Here is a 12,676-nt window from a genome sequence, read left to right as displayed (position 1 = left end):
ACTGAACCGCCGTATACCGAACGGTACGTACGGTGGTGTGAGAGGTCGGAGGCTAGGCGCCTCCTCCTACTCGATTAAAATAATGCATTAGTTGTTCGTATCATTTTCACTGGTACGCATTTCCTGTTTAATTTCATTCATTCTGTTTTTTCCCCATTCATACATCATTTCAACGATTGGCAGCAAAGTCATTCCAAGGTCGGTCATGGAATATTCGACTTTTGGAGGGATTTCGGGATATACTTCCCGATGAACCACACCATCTTCCATAAGTTCACGCAATTGATTTGTTAAGATTTTATGGGATATTTTTGGGAAAAGCCTTTGGAGATCACTGAATCGGTGTGGGCCTTCTACACCTAAATGCCATAAAATGACGATTTTCCATTTGCCGCTGAAAATGGATAAAGTAAGTTCTTTTTCGCAGTTATAATGGCCGTTTAAGATCTTTTCTTTGATTTCATCTCTTAATGTTTCTGACATGGAATTTAGCTCCTTTTTTATTTTACCAGTAACCTCTAGGTAACCTCCGCACATTAAAGTGCGTTCTTCACAGTGCCGATAACCGGGGATACAATATGAATAGTCATAGAGACAATCGAATTTAGGAGGCAATATATATGAGTAAAAAAGCATTACTAATTATACCACCAGAACGTTTCAATGAAGATGAATTATTTCAGCCAAAAGAAGTTTTGGAAAACGCAGGAGTGGAAGTGACGATAGCCAGTACGAAAACAGGTGAAATAACTGGTGATTATCAAGGAAAAGCAACGGCTGAAGTGATCTTTTCTGACGTCTCAGCCAGTGATTATGATGCAGTGGCAGTAATTGGGGGATCTGGTACGAACGATCATCTATGGGGCAACCACGAATTGCAAAGCTATTTGAAACAAGCGCATGCGCAGAAAGTTCTTGTAACGGGAATTTGTGCAGGATCTGTAACTGTAGCGAAAACGGGTTTACTTTCTGGTCGAAAAGCTGCTTGTTACCCAGTTGATGTTCAAATTGACGAATTGAAGGCTAATTCCGTTGAATATGCTGAACAGCACGTCGTTGCACATGATGATATCATCACTGGTGATGGTCCGGATGGTGCGAAAGAGTTTGGAGAAAGCTTAGCTGCAGCGTTACGCTAATTCTAGTTTATACCGAATAACCTTATTATTACCCATGTGACCCTTGGATTCTACAGAATCCAAGGGCTTTTTGATGCATCAAAACTGGAACCGCTTTTAAAATAATCATACCTTAGAAGCTACAAAAAACATTCAAGCAATCATCCAAAGCATTCTATCAGATACAGAGGAATTGCTGAAAACGACCAATGAAACGAATCAAATCAGCAAGGATCAGAAAAATGCCGTGATCACGGTAAGTGAAGCCATGAAAGAGCTGGAGGATTCTGTTGGCAAGGATATCTAATTCGATTCAGGAAGAAACACGATCCATTGAAAGCATCAATCTACAAAAAGAAACGGTCGTTAAAGTGATAGAGGAAATAACCGCCGTATCTCAGCAAACGACGGCTTCATCAGAAGAAATTGCATCATCGATGGAAGAACAAGCCGCTTCATCCAATGACTGGCGCAATATACGCAGCAGCTTACACAGCTAATAAATGATTTGGAGCATACGCTGGAGGAATTCCAGATAAAGAATGAGAAGACCGGAAAACATAAGCTTTGCAAAAAGGGAGGCCACTAAAGTGGTTTCCCCTTTTTTGTGGGGTACGATGGACCGCCATTCTATCATTCTGTAGGCACCTAACCATGATTCTTGGAAAGGGCATCTCTCTTTAGTGGACAAAATGACTAGAAGTACAAAGGTACAATTTGGAGGGACTGGTTAAATATCCATGCTTTTTTTACAAAGGGGAATAGTATATAGGAATCGGACAAGTAGGGTCCAATGGCTCAAGGCCCAAAAAGGAGAGAACAACATGCATTTCGAAATTGGAATGACTATTTTTGTGTTCGTCATGACCATGATAGTTATATTATGGAGGCCAGGAGGAATAAATGAAGCATGGCCAGCTTCAATCGGTGCTTTAATAATTTTACTGACTGGCATAGTATCCCATGGCGATATTTTGGATATTATCAATAAAATCGGGGGAGCATCGATCACCATCATGGCAACGATTGTCATGGCTGTCATCTTGGAAAGTTTTGGATTTTTCCACTGGGCGGCTGCAAGACTTGCCAGCCTTGCTAGAGGATCGGGGTATCGCCTGTATTGGTACATTCAATTATTGTGTTTTTTAATGACCCTGTTATTCAATAATGACGGCAGCATCATGATTACGACCCCCATCTTGATCTTGCTTCTGAAAAATCTTAGATTAAAACCACATGAGGCCATCCCGTATCTTTTGAGTGGGGCATTGATTGCAACAGCTTCAAGTGCGCCTATTGGCGTGAGTAATATTGTTAATTTAATCGCATTGCAAATCGTGCATATGACGCTTTATATGCATACTGCCATGATGTTTGTACCTGCAACTCTGGGGTTGGTCTTTATGTCATGGTTGATGTTCGTAGTGGTCAAGAAAAAATTGCCTAAGAAATTACCGGATATTTCTTATGACATTGAGGAAAGTTTCTTCACTAAGAATTTCCATCCTTTAAAGGGGAAAATGACAGTTGAAACAAAAAGGCAACGCACAAAGTTCATGTTGAAAGTATTGCTCTATGTGTTCGTGGTGCGCTGTTTACTCTTTGTTGCTTCTTATTTTTCCATTCCAATTGAGTGGGTTGCTGTACTTGGTTCTTTATCTTTACTGGTCTGGAGATGGTATCATTTACGGACAAATCCTGTCGATATCTTAAAAAAGACCCCATGGCACATCCTGATATTCGCATTCTCCATGTATGTCATCATTTATGGTCTCCACAATGTAGGACTTACAACCATACTTGTAGAGATATGCGAACCGATTGTTAACCAAGGGTTAATGAGTGCGAGCCTTGTCATGGGAGGATTGGTTTCGATCCTATCGAACATCTTCAACAATCATCCGGCATTAATGATAGGCACCATTACCTTAACGGAAATGGGACTTGATCCAATCACCTTAAAAACTATCTATCTAGCTAATATAATCGGTAGTGACATGGGATCATTGTTATTGCCCATCGGTACTCTTGCCTCGCTTATCTGGATGCATATCCTGAAACAGAACAAAATGAAAATAAAGTGGAAAGATTATTTAAGCGTATCCCTGATAGTCATACCCATAACAACAGTGGTGACACTGCTATTATTGTATTATTGGGTGCAAATGATTTTTAGCTGAATAAACCTCTAGGAGGAGATAGTAATGAGTGATGCTGTTGCATTACTGGGTAAACAGATTGATGTTCAACTCTCAGGAAAAAAAACCTTCAAAGGAATTCTGACTGATCTGAGCACGGATATTCTAGTGTTGTTCAATGGACAGCGGTATTTGTATTTTCCAATGCTGCATGTCCATAGATTCAATCTGAGTACAGAGATTGATAGCGAGATTAAATATCCTATTGAGTCCCCCATGATGGAAGAGATGGCGTCCATTTCCTATCGTAAAACATTAATGAATGCAAAAGGGGTTTTTTCAGAAATCCATGTTGCGGGACATATTCCTTTACACGGTTATATCACAAATGTTTTCAATGATTACTTTGGGTTCTACTCGCCTGTATATAAAATGATGTATGTATCGCTGCACCACCTTAAATGGCTTACTCCGTATTATCAACATGCCACACCATACACCCTCAATAAAGAGAGTTTCCCCATCAACCCGACAGGTGTGCCAATGCTTCGTTCTTTGGAGGACCAATTAAAGAAAAATGCAGGAAAGCTTGTAGTATTTGATGGGGGAGAGGACCCTATGAAAATCGGTGTGCTTAAAAAGGCTGAAAACAACTTGGTTGAGTTAACGACAGCTAGTGGGGATGATGTGTTTTTGAAGCTTTCACATATTAAAACCGTGTATATGCCTTAGATTAATAGAAATGAGGGGAAAGCCAATCATGCTTGCCCCTCATTTTCATCTTCTGCTAGATGATGGGGGATACCAACGGATTCGGGTTCCTGATTAAAAATCCATCGTCTTCGTAATCAATTTCCGTTTGATCTGTAAAATGGGAATCCGAGGGGTCAATCAAAATTTTAATATCGTGTAAAACAAGTATTTCCTCTTGCTCCTTTTTCGAGCTTGCCAAGCTTAAAGAGTAATTCATCTGGTTACAGCAAGTTCTGTTTATACCAAACCTCAAATACGTTTCCTCTCCAAAGCTATGTTGTCTATCTTTAATTGCCTGCCGGGCTTTCTCTGTCAGTTTTATCAAGATGTTCACTCCAATGTCGTTAGGCTGTTCATAAAAAGGGCGAGCGGTATATGTACCACTTTATCAACGTTCGATCTTCACGGTTAAAGGAGCACTGGCGTACAAATAAATAAATTTCGCTGTTCCATAATCCTTTGGATTGCTCCATTTCCACTATGCACTTTCCTTGTTCTTCAATCCCTCCCTTTTAAGAAGGGTTATTTTGAAAGCGGTTCCAATGTGACTTCGGTATGGGTATAATGATTCATCTTAGATTGCATCATTGATTGCGACCATTAAAAAATGATTATTTTTTGCGAAAAAATAGGTTAAAAGTTTTATGCCATTCACCGATAATACTATTGCGATGAGTATAAAGGTATATTCATATTGGTTGGAAGTAGGTCTAAAGATTCGAAAATGTTGCTTTGTTTTTGGAAAATAGTGAATTTTAAAACATTTAAGCGGATAAAGGAAGGGTTAAAATGTTTAAAGGAAAATTAAGCTATATGGTAATTTTATTGGTATTCATGGTTAGTTTCACTTTTTTACCTGGTTTAAAGGTCGAGGCGGCAGATCATGTGCATACTGTAATTTCTAATGAAACGGTGGAATCGATTGCCAAGACTTATGATATATCGAAGGAGCAATTAATGAAAACGAATGGTTTACCGGATGATCAGTTATATGTGGGTCAAAAGTTGACGATCATTCAAACTGCTTATACTCCTTCCATTTATCAATGGTCGGAGAGAGGAAAACAAATTGCGAACTATGCGAAAACCTTTGTAGGGTTTAAAAAGACAGCAGGAGAAGAGACGCCTGAAAAAGGGTTTGATTCCAGCGGACTGATTCATTGGGTGCTTTCCCAGCAAAGTGTGCCGATCGACCGTTTAACAGTAGATGGCTTTTATAAACAAGGGATGGATACCACCACTCCGAAAACTGGAGATATTATATTCTTCCTGGAAAAAGACAGCTTAAAGGTTGTGACTGCAGGTATTTATCTTGGCGAAAACCAATTTGTCAATTCTGGATATGGTGCAGAAACGGTTCAGGTTAGATCCAGCACAGAAAATTATTTTGCAAAATACCAAATTGAGTATAAAACATACACTCCTAAAGGAGAACATATCGTCCGAAATGGTGAAACGCTTAAAAGTATTTCGGAAAATTATGGCATTTCCGTGAATACGATTAAAAATCGTAACGCTTTACCGACTGATGAGTTGATGCAAGGACAGTATCTACAACTATACAGCAACCCGTTGTATCCGTTTTATGTAAACCAAGAAGCTGCATATGATAAAGCATATGATGTAATTAAGTATGGATACACCCTACGCGGATTCACCTTTGTTTTCGGGGAGGAGGATCCGATGATCGGAATGGATTGCAGCGGCTTCATCTATTGGGTCATGAAAGAGCAGGGCCTTTCAGTAAAACGAGGTTCCGCAGCGGACTACTACTCATTGCTGCCCAAAATCGAAGAACCAAAGGCAGGGGATTTAGTATTTTTTAGGGACACAGGTACAAGGCTGGGTGTGACCCATGTAGGCATTTACCTAGGGGATGGCCGTTTTCTCAATACAACGGAAAACGCAGGCGTTCATATTTCCAACCTTTCATCAGCTTATTTTGCCGAGAAGTTCGAAAGTTTCGGTCAAGTTGAAGGCCTTATGAACTAAGAAGAATAGGAAGCCTGCTTGAGTGTTGCTGGTAGCCTCTTTTAAAAAAGACGATAGGGAAGATCATTCAACCTGTTTATATTCCAGAGTCGCTTTTTCAAGGGCACGAACGAACCGATTAAAAAGATCCAAGGGCTTTACCCTGTTTTTACTGGTAAAGTCATTACCTTTGAATAAGCTTTTTCTAAGCTTCGTCGAAAGCTCCAATTGCACGCCTGCACCCGTTTTGGATGTGTTGGTAATGTTGTTCCCATTCATGCCTGAAAGGTGCTGCGGTGCGTCTTCAGTTTGAAATCCAGCTTCATTGAGTGAATGTTGAATCAAGTTCTTATAGGGTTCATTCCGTCCTCCAATGTACACTAGCGCGTTATGAACGTCGTAGTGGCCATGGATGGAAAGGATGGTCTGTGCGTTCGCTGCCATTAAAACGCCGATCGGTTCATTGAATAAGTTGGATGTTATATGAAGTACCTGGTTTCCTCTTGGTTTAAGACCTTCGAATAGATATGTGCTTGCACAAAGCCTTTCTCCAAGGGCGGCAGCAATCTCGCTAGTGCCTGGTTCGATATTCCCGCCATGTATGGCTAAGACTGCAATATCAGGTATCCTATGATGAACGATGATGCGGTAATCGAGGTATTCGTGTTCATTTTGCTGCAGTTCAGCAAAATCAGTATAGCTTTTCATGGTTATCCTCCCGTATCTGTAGCCTATTTATATTCTATACCCGTTGAAAGCAAAAATAAAAAAAAAGCGGGGATGCCCCAGCTTTTTTTTTTATTTTTCGATAGTCGTATATTGTTCTATTTTCTTTTGCTCATCGGGTGTTAAAGTTTCCGTGCGTTTGAACATATTACTGGTCACAAGCAGGGCTGCTATAAGAACTACAGGTATAACCCAGCTTGTTATTTTTTTTACGATATTCATATTCTAAGTCCCCTTATGCATTACTAAAATTCATATGGTATTTGATAGGAGAAGCTGGATAAGCATTTTTATTGCCGCGCTTTCCAGCTTCCATGTCTTCTTTTATCTCCAGCTCCGGATAGTCGTCCGTCTTTCTCGTTTTTAACGAGTACTTGAACCCCGCCATAATACATGGGTGAAATCTTCTGAATGACTTCGTATCCTGAATTTTCCAAGTCGGATATTATTTCATTCGAAAGCCTGGATTCCGTATAAATTTTCTTTCCATCAAAGACGAACCGATTACGGTCGATGATATCCTGAAATGAGCCTTCATTCTCTGTATATGAATAAAGGACCTGCATTAATACTTGAGGAATCCTATCACCGCCGGGTGAGCCGATCCCAATCGATTCCTTCCCTGGTTTCTTGAGAATGGTTGGTGCGGTGAAAGTTCTTGACCGTTTATATGCCTCTTGAGAATTCAGGCCGGACCGGAAATTTTTCAATTGATCGTTAAGGAAAAAGCCATTCGTATAGTCACCAGATCCGAAAAAGTTACTGAGTGTATTTGTTGTGGAAACGACAGTGCCATATTTGTCCATGATCACAAAATGTGTCGTGCTTTCATGTTCTTCGGAACCAAACGCTTCCTCATTTTCCCAACTTCCACTGTTGATCTTATTTTTAAGATTATTCAAGTGAATGGGTGAGAGCAATTGTTCAGCCTTAGAGTGACTTATTCCATCACCAGTATGTGCAGATCGATCTTGATAAGCAGTATTTGTGATGCCGCCCAGGATTTTCATATAATCTGATTTGCTTGAAGACTCGCCCAGGTTGGTTTCCTCGGCGAGCTTTAACATTTCAAGAACTGTTATCCCGGAAAAGGGAGGAGGGGCTGTATAAACGTCATAACCGGCAAATGTTCCTTGGACCGGGGTACGTTCTTTCACCTCATAGCGCTTTAAATCCATCAAGTCGATGTCTGTTTTTCTTTTAATATCCCGTGCAATTTTCCCTTTATAAAAACCATCAGGACCTTCCTGTTGAATCTTCTTCAATGTTTCAGCAAGTCTTTTTTGGATGAGGGTTTTGCCTGGTTCAATGGCATCTCCATCAGGATAAAAAAGTGAAGTGCTATCGGAATAGACCCTTGGCTGAGCTGCTTCTAAGCGTGATGATAACGTTGCGTCCACTTTAAAACCTCCTTCAGCCAAATCTATCGCCGGCTGAAGAAGATCTGCCATTGGTACGCTCCCATACTTATCGCTTATAACCTGCATGCCGGCCACTAAGCCAGGAATCCCCGCATTGTGTCTTGAACTTGGGTCTTCCGGAGAGGATTCACGATAATCGATAAAATTGGGGTCTCCGGATCCAGGGGTAATCAGCATACCGCCGCCGCCACCCACGCCAGATCCAAAAGGTTCGACTACACCTAATACATAGGATACCGCAATTGCGGCATCCGCCGCTGTTCCGCCGTTATCCAATATTTCCATCCCGACATCTATTGCGATTGGGTTTGAAGAACTGACCCCATATGATTGTTCCGTTTTACTCTTTATCGGATCATTCGTGTCAGAAATAGGGGGTGTCTTCGAACATCCAGCTAAATATATGAGCATGCAAAGGGAAATGAATACTTTTCCCGTCATACGATTAATCATCGATTATTCCCCCTGTTCGTTGAGCTTCCAAGTTGTTTCACTTTTCACATAGTATCCAATCGTTCCTTACTGAATGGGTTGTATGTTCTGTGGTGTAGCTTTTACTTCTTGTTTCTCTTGTGCAGCTTTCTTTTCTTTTGCTGCTTTTTCTTCTTGTGCAGCTTTCTTTTCTTTCGCTGCCTTTTCTTCTTGCTCACGTTGAACTTTATGGTCGATTACTTTCTTGTGATCCAATGTAATCTCGATGTGATCCTCTTTTTTCGACCATTGGGCTTTTTCACTTGTTTCCTTCGTCAACTGACGGTAAACACGTGATTTGTCGATTGAAGAGGTAGCTGGCCTTGGTGTTGCTTCTTCAATTTGCAGTGGAACGACATCGACCGTAGCTTTTCCGTCTTCCGCTAAATGGTATTGAACCATTGCTGAATCCTTCGTGCGTGTCCAGCCTTGATCGAATATGAAGTTTCCTAAGCTATAGAAAATGACTCCATCTTTATAAACATCAAACGATTGAAGCACATGGGGGTGATGGCCGATGATGATATCAGCTCCCGCATCGATTATTGCTTTAGCCAATTCTTTTTGACGGGCGGTTGTAGATGTTGAATACTCTATTCCCCAGTGAACATTCACCACAACCAAGTCTGCGTTGCCTTGCTTGGCATCCTTTGCTTTTCCAATCATTTCAAATAATAAATCAGGGTTGGTGTTCAATATCCCGGCTTTATTATTTTTTGGCACGGCATCCTTACCGTAAACATCTGTAAAGCCAAGTGTTGCGACACGGACGCCATTAACATCCGCATAGTTGATGCTATTTTTAGCTTCGGTGGTGTTCGATCCAACACCGACATAGTTCATATCCGCAGTTTTGAATTCATCAATCGTGTCAAGCAGTCCTCGTTCTTCGAAGTCCATCATATGGTTATTGGCCAAATTCATCACAGAGAAGCCAGCATCTTTAACGGCTTTCACACCACTATTATTGGAGTTTAACCTGATGGCCGTGTCTGCTTCCTTGTAGTTGGATGCCTCTTCTTTTAAAACGGGATGTTCATAATTCCCACTGACATAGTCTGAATCGGCAAAATAGGGTTTCATATAACGGAAGAGGTAATCATACCCGTGCTTATCCGTCACTTCTTGAACATAACGTCCCATCATCACATCACCGACCATTGTCATCGTCAATGGTTGATCAGTTTTTGAAGCAGGTGTTTTCACTTCTTCAGCCCGTCCCATCCAAGTGGTAATGACTAAAGCGATTAGTAATATAGGTAGTATGATTCCAGTGTATTTAAGATTCTGTTTCTTCGTACGTTTAATAAAGATAAGTGTTTTTTCTTTTGCATTTAAAGTCCGTTTCATTTTTTGCACCTCAGAATAGGTAGTACACGTTCATTAAACCGAAAGTTAAGCCGGATAATAAAAGCGTGCTGCCAAGTGTCAATGGCATTCCTTGTCTTTGAATGGTATTCGCTATCAATCCGGGTACAATTATACCGATTCCCCGAAACTCGAATATTTCAAATGGCATGACGGGGTAGACCATGTCCAATAGGAGTTTCAGGCAAATCCCGGTCACCATCATGGCTGCGAATTTTCTTCTTCCATATAAAATCACCCATTTTGAAAGGCCGTGAGTGACGATTAAATAAGTTACTACACTAATGACCAAGATGACCAGCATGATTTCCCATTGATCAAATACTAATGCCAAATAACCTGGCACAATAAGTCCTGCGGGTACGACACCCGTTTTTTCTGAAAATATAAGGCTAAGCGTTACTCCCAGTACTAGTGCTACATATAAATCCGATCCAAACATTAAGGTTCCTCCTACTTAACTTGCTTTCTGCTTTGTTTTAGATTTCATGAATGCTTCAATTAATGGTTCCGCTGCGCCGTGAATATTCCCGACACCGTAGACGATGCGATTTTTCATCAATGGGCGGAGACGGGCCACGATTTCTTCAGTTGACCAGTTTTCCAAATCCCAATATTCTTTTGTATCCAAATTACCTTGCTCGAATACCTTTGTTATTGGTGATGTAGTTTCACCAATGGCAATGACGATTTCAGATTTAATGTAAGGCAATACATCTCTTGCAAACTGCTCTGTACGGTCCACACGGTCAGCACGGCAGTTCATGATGACGATAGGAGGTTCTGTGCTGTATCCGAACGTTTTGACACGATCCCAGATGTTCAGCGTCGATGCCGCGTCGTTTGCAGCAAAGCCATTGACAAAGAAAGTTGGCTTGACTGGATCTCCAAATCTAGTGATCCGCATGGCCCCTGGATCTGGATGCGCATTTAACATGCCGCGAAAAGCTGTTTTTTCATCAATGCCTAAAGCTTCTGCAACAGCCAAAGCCAGTGATGCGTTATCCGGAAATACCATATAATCGAATTCGCGCAAGAAGTCTTCCGAGATTCTTGAATTATCTGCAACGATCACTTTTGAGTTGCGTTCTTTGGCAATTTTCTTGAAGAAGTCCAAATATTCACTTTCAATGGTAATCAAGTGACCATTATAAGGGATTGTAGCTGTAAAGGCTTCTGCAACCTCATCCATTGTCGGTCCCATGACATCCATATGGTCTTCTAATACATTCACGATGACCCCAATGTTTGCTTGGATCATTTTATTTTGGAAGATTAATTGATAGTCAGGCTGTACGGCCATACATTCACAAACAAGTGCTTCCGTTCCTAAATCTGCTACTTCTTTAACTACACGCCGTTGTTCTCCAATGTTCGGTCCCTCTGGGCGGCGTTTAATCGGTTTTTCTTTGTCGGTAAACCAGTAGATCATTCTAGCTGATGTTCCGGTTGTTTTACCTACTGTTTTGTACTTAGCTTCCTGGATCACACCTGTTATTAGACGTGTTACAGTCGATTTGCCTCGAATACCGTTTACATTCACACGTACCGGAATGGAATCGAGACGCTTCTGATGGCGTCTTTGTTCGAAGATGCCATAGCCAAGTAAAAAGATCGCACAAATAAATATTGGTGCCATTTTTTAACCTCTCTTTTTTTAAATATTTGATTTACTGAATACACACTACATGATTTTAAACTTAATAGGCAAGAGCCAATTATTCTATCGTAATATAACTGTTGTCAGCTTTTTGCAAAAAATGTATATAGGAGTGTAATAGTATCTAATGGAATAAAATGTTTTATGAGTCCAAAGATATGGAGAAAGTCGAGTAAAACCTTGATTTATTTACACTAAAATATGGAAAGTTTAATATATGGCCATTATGAATACAATTAAAATAGTTTTATAGGCATTTGAACCCGATTCTTAATGGCTGTATTTGTATAATAAATTGTTATTAAAAGTGAGGTTTATTACAATTTATTGATTGTTTATACCCATTAATTTGACCTAAACGTTACAATATTTACGTATTTGTCATTCAATGTAAGATAGTGCATCTATAGACATATGTAGTCGGACTTTTTTGAATATGGCCAAAGATGAGTAAAAGAACACATCTCTTTTTTTGTAAGTTTTGGGTTTTTTTCTAGAAAAATACCCGTGGGCCTATAATGTGACTTTTACCTAAAACATGAAATAAACTAAGGTTAATCCAATTTATTTAAAAAATACCTAGTTACTTCTATTAATATAGTGTTAATAGAAAAAAGAAAAATAAAAAAAGCTCAGAAGTATATCTGAGCTTTCGGCTTTTATATTTTAAAAGAATGATATGGGTAATGAATCTCCGTTTATCATGGAGAATGTGACGTTTGTAGGGTATAAACTACAACATAAGTAGCTTATTTTTTGAAGGAATCAGGTTAACTGGATTTTTTTCTGTCAGAAATTTCAATGTTGGGGCCTTTTTTACCGCCTTCAATCACATAAAGTCTAGGAGCTAATCTCCTCCTACCTTGATTTTCAGAATTCATCTTCATATAATTTTCGTATTCTTTGCGAAAGAATTTGTTGTTTTTCCGATCTAGTGCTTTTCTTTCGTTAAAATCTGCTATGAATTTGAAAAAACGTTTCATATGAATTCCTCCTTTTGGGGTTAAAAGGTCTTGGTTTAATAGTAACACATTATTGGTGAAATTTAAC

The 12,676-nt window shown here is 40.0% G+C and carries 14 protein-coding genes; 5 read left to right on the top strand and 9 right to left on the bottom strand.

Features of this window, described 5'->3' with window-relative positions; genetic code table 11:
- Nucleotides 1-87 precede the first annotated feature (87 nt).
- Nucleotides 88-483 carry a winged helix-turn-helix transcriptional regulator gene (locus N9I19_RS16640; protein ID WP_317778448.1) on the bottom strand — a complete coding sequence of 132 codons (396 nt, stop codon included), beginning with the start codon at nt 481-483 and terminating at the stop codon, nt 88-90.
- A gap of 137 nt (nt 484-620) precedes the next feature.
- Here N9I19_RS16640 and N9I19_RS16635 point away from each other — a divergent pair, with 137 nt between their 5' ends.
- From N9I19_RS16635 to N9I19_RS16620, 4 genes are all read left to right on the top strand, one after another.
- A complete protein-coding gene (locus N9I19_RS16635; protein ID WP_317778447.1) occupies nt 621-1,139 on the top strand; it encodes a DJ-1/PfpI family protein in 519 nt (172 codons plus the stop codon).
- Nucleotides 1,140-1,408: 269 nt separating this feature from the next.
- Entirely contained in the window at nt 1,409-1,618 is a 210-nt protein-coding gene (locus tag N9I19_RS16630; protein ID WP_317778446.1) for a hypothetical protein, read from the top strand.
- A 324-nt stretch (nt 1,619-1,942) separates the two neighbouring features.
- Entirely contained in the window at nt 1,943-3,298 is a 1,356-nt protein-coding gene (locus tag N9I19_RS16625) for an arsenic transporter (RefSeq protein ID WP_284469948.1), read from the top strand.
- 24 nt (nt 3,299-3,322) lie between these two features.
- A complete protein-coding gene (locus tag N9I19_RS16620; protein WP_317778445.1) occupies nt 3,323-3,988 on the top strand; it encodes a DUF2642 domain-containing protein in 666 nt (221 codons plus the stop codon).
- A 55-nt stretch (nt 3,989-4,043) separates the two neighbouring features.
- Here the strand turns inward: N9I19_RS16620 and N9I19_RS16615 are convergent, their stop codons facing one another.
- Nucleotides 4,044-4,334 (bottom strand): HesB/IscA family protein, encoded by a 291-nt coding sequence (locus N9I19_RS16615; protein WP_289319844.1) that lies wholly within the window; start codon nt 4,332-4,334, stop codon nt 4,044-4,046.
- 464 nt (nt 4,335-4,798) lie between these two features.
- Between N9I19_RS16615 and N9I19_RS16610 the strand changes: the two genes are divergently transcribed.
- Nucleotides 4,799-6,001, top strand: a complete 1,203-nt coding sequence (locus N9I19_RS16610; protein WP_317778444.1) for a C40 family peptidase — start codon at nt 4,799-4,801, stop codon at nt 5,999-6,001.
- 63 nt (nt 6,002-6,064) lie between these two features.
- Here the strand turns inward: N9I19_RS16610 and N9I19_RS16605 are convergent, their stop codons facing one another.
- The 7 genes from N9I19_RS16605 to N9I19_RS16575 all read right to left on the bottom strand — a co-directional run bounded on the left by N9I19_RS16605 (nt 6,065) and on the right by N9I19_RS16575 (nt 12,609).
- Complete coding sequence (locus N9I19_RS16605) at nt 6,065-6,688, bottom strand: poly-gamma-glutamate hydrolase family protein (RefSeq protein ID WP_317778443.1); 624 nt, start codon at nt 6,686-6,688, stop codon at nt 6,065-6,067.
- A 90-nt stretch (nt 6,689-6,778) separates the two neighbouring features.
- Nucleotides 6,779-6,928 carry a CapE family protein gene (locus N9I19_RS16600; RefSeq protein WP_167555997.1) on the bottom strand — a complete coding sequence of 50 codons (150 nt, stop codon included), beginning with the start codon at nt 6,926-6,928 and terminating at the stop codon, nt 6,779-6,781.
- Nucleotides 6,929-6,996: 68 nt separating this feature from the next.
- On the bottom strand, nt 6,997-8,580 hold the full coding sequence (locus tag N9I19_RS16595; RefSeq protein ID WP_317778440.1) for a gamma-glutamyltransferase family protein: 1,584 nt from the start codon (nt 8,578-8,580) through the stop codon (nt 6,997-6,999).
- Between the two features lie 66 nt (nt 8,581-8,646).
- Nucleotides 8,647-9,948, bottom strand: a complete 1,302-nt coding sequence (locus N9I19_RS16590; protein WP_284469954.1) for a CapA family protein — start codon at nt 9,946-9,948, stop codon at nt 8,647-8,649.
- Between the two features lie 10 nt (nt 9,949-9,958).
- Nucleotides 9,959-10,408, bottom strand: a complete 450-nt coding sequence (gene pgsC, locus N9I19_RS16585; RefSeq protein ID WP_317778438.1) for a poly-gamma-glutamate biosynthesis protein PgsC — start codon at nt 10,406-10,408, stop codon at nt 9,959-9,961.
- 15 nt (nt 10,409-10,423) lie between these two features.
- The gene (gene pgsB, locus N9I19_RS16580; protein ID WP_061464490.1) at nt 10,424-11,605 is read right to left on the bottom strand and encodes a poly-gamma-glutamate synthase PgsB; all 1,182 of its coding nucleotides are present in this window, start codon (nt 11,603-11,605) and stop codon (nt 10,424-10,426) included.
- A 791-nt stretch (nt 11,606-12,396) separates the two neighbouring features.
- Complete coding sequence (locus N9I19_RS16575; RefSeq protein WP_061464489.1) at nt 12,397-12,609, bottom strand: hypothetical protein; 213 nt, start codon at nt 12,607-12,609, stop codon at nt 12,397-12,399.
- Nucleotides 12,610-12,676: the final 67 nt, after the last annotated feature.

The sequence above is a fragment of the Peribacillus sp. CSMR9 genome (assembly GCF_033141925.1).
GTDB classification, from domain to species: Bacteria; Bacillota; Bacilli; order Bacillales; family DSM-1321; genus Peribacillus; species Peribacillus simplex_A.
This window is presented reverse-complemented; position numbering and strand designations above follow the sequence as displayed.

Coding starts and splice junctions, on each gene's coding strand:
- N9I19_RS16640 (WP_317778448.1), bottom strand. CDS start 483: ATGTCAGAAACATTAAGAGATGAAATCAAAGAAAAGATCTTAAACGGC.
- N9I19_RS16635 (WP_317778447.1), top strand. CDS start 621: ATGAGTAAAAAAGCATTACTAATTATACCACCAGAACGTTTCAATGAA.
- N9I19_RS16625 (WP_284469948.1), top strand. CDS start 1,943: ATGCATTTCGAAATTGGAATGACTATTTTTGTGTTCGTCATGACCATG.
- N9I19_RS16620 (WP_317778445.1), top strand. CDS start 3,323: ATGAGTGATGCTGTTGCATTACTGGGTAAACAGATTGATGTTCAACTC.
- N9I19_RS16610 (WP_317778444.1), top strand. CDS start 4,799: ATGTTTAAAGGAAAATTAAGCTATATGGTAATTTTATTGGTATTCATG.
- N9I19_RS16605 (WP_317778443.1), bottom strand. CDS start 6,688: ATGAAAAGCTATACTGATTTTGCTGAACTGCAGCAAAATGAACACGAA.
- N9I19_RS16600 (WP_167555997.1), bottom strand. CDS start 6,928: ATGAATATCGTAAAAAAAATAACAAGCTGGGTTATACCTGTAGTTCTT.
- N9I19_RS16595 (WP_317778440.1), bottom strand. CDS start 8,580: ATGATTAATCGTATGACGGGAAAAGTATTCATTTCCCTTTGCATGCTC.
- N9I19_RS16590 (WP_284469954.1), bottom strand. CDS start 9,948: ATGAAACGGACTTTAAATGCAAAAGAAAAAACACTTATCTTTATTAAA.
- pgsC (WP_317778438.1), bottom strand. CDS start 10,408: ATGTTTGGATCGGATTTATATGTAGCACTAGTACTGGGAGTAACGCTT.
- pgsB (WP_061464490.1), bottom strand. CDS start 11,605: ATGGCACCAATATTTATTTGTGCGATCTTTTTACTTGGCTATGGCATC.
- N9I19_RS16575 (WP_061464489.1), bottom strand. CDS start 12,609: ATGAAACGTTTTTTCAAATTCATAGCAGATTTTAACGAAAGAAAAGCA.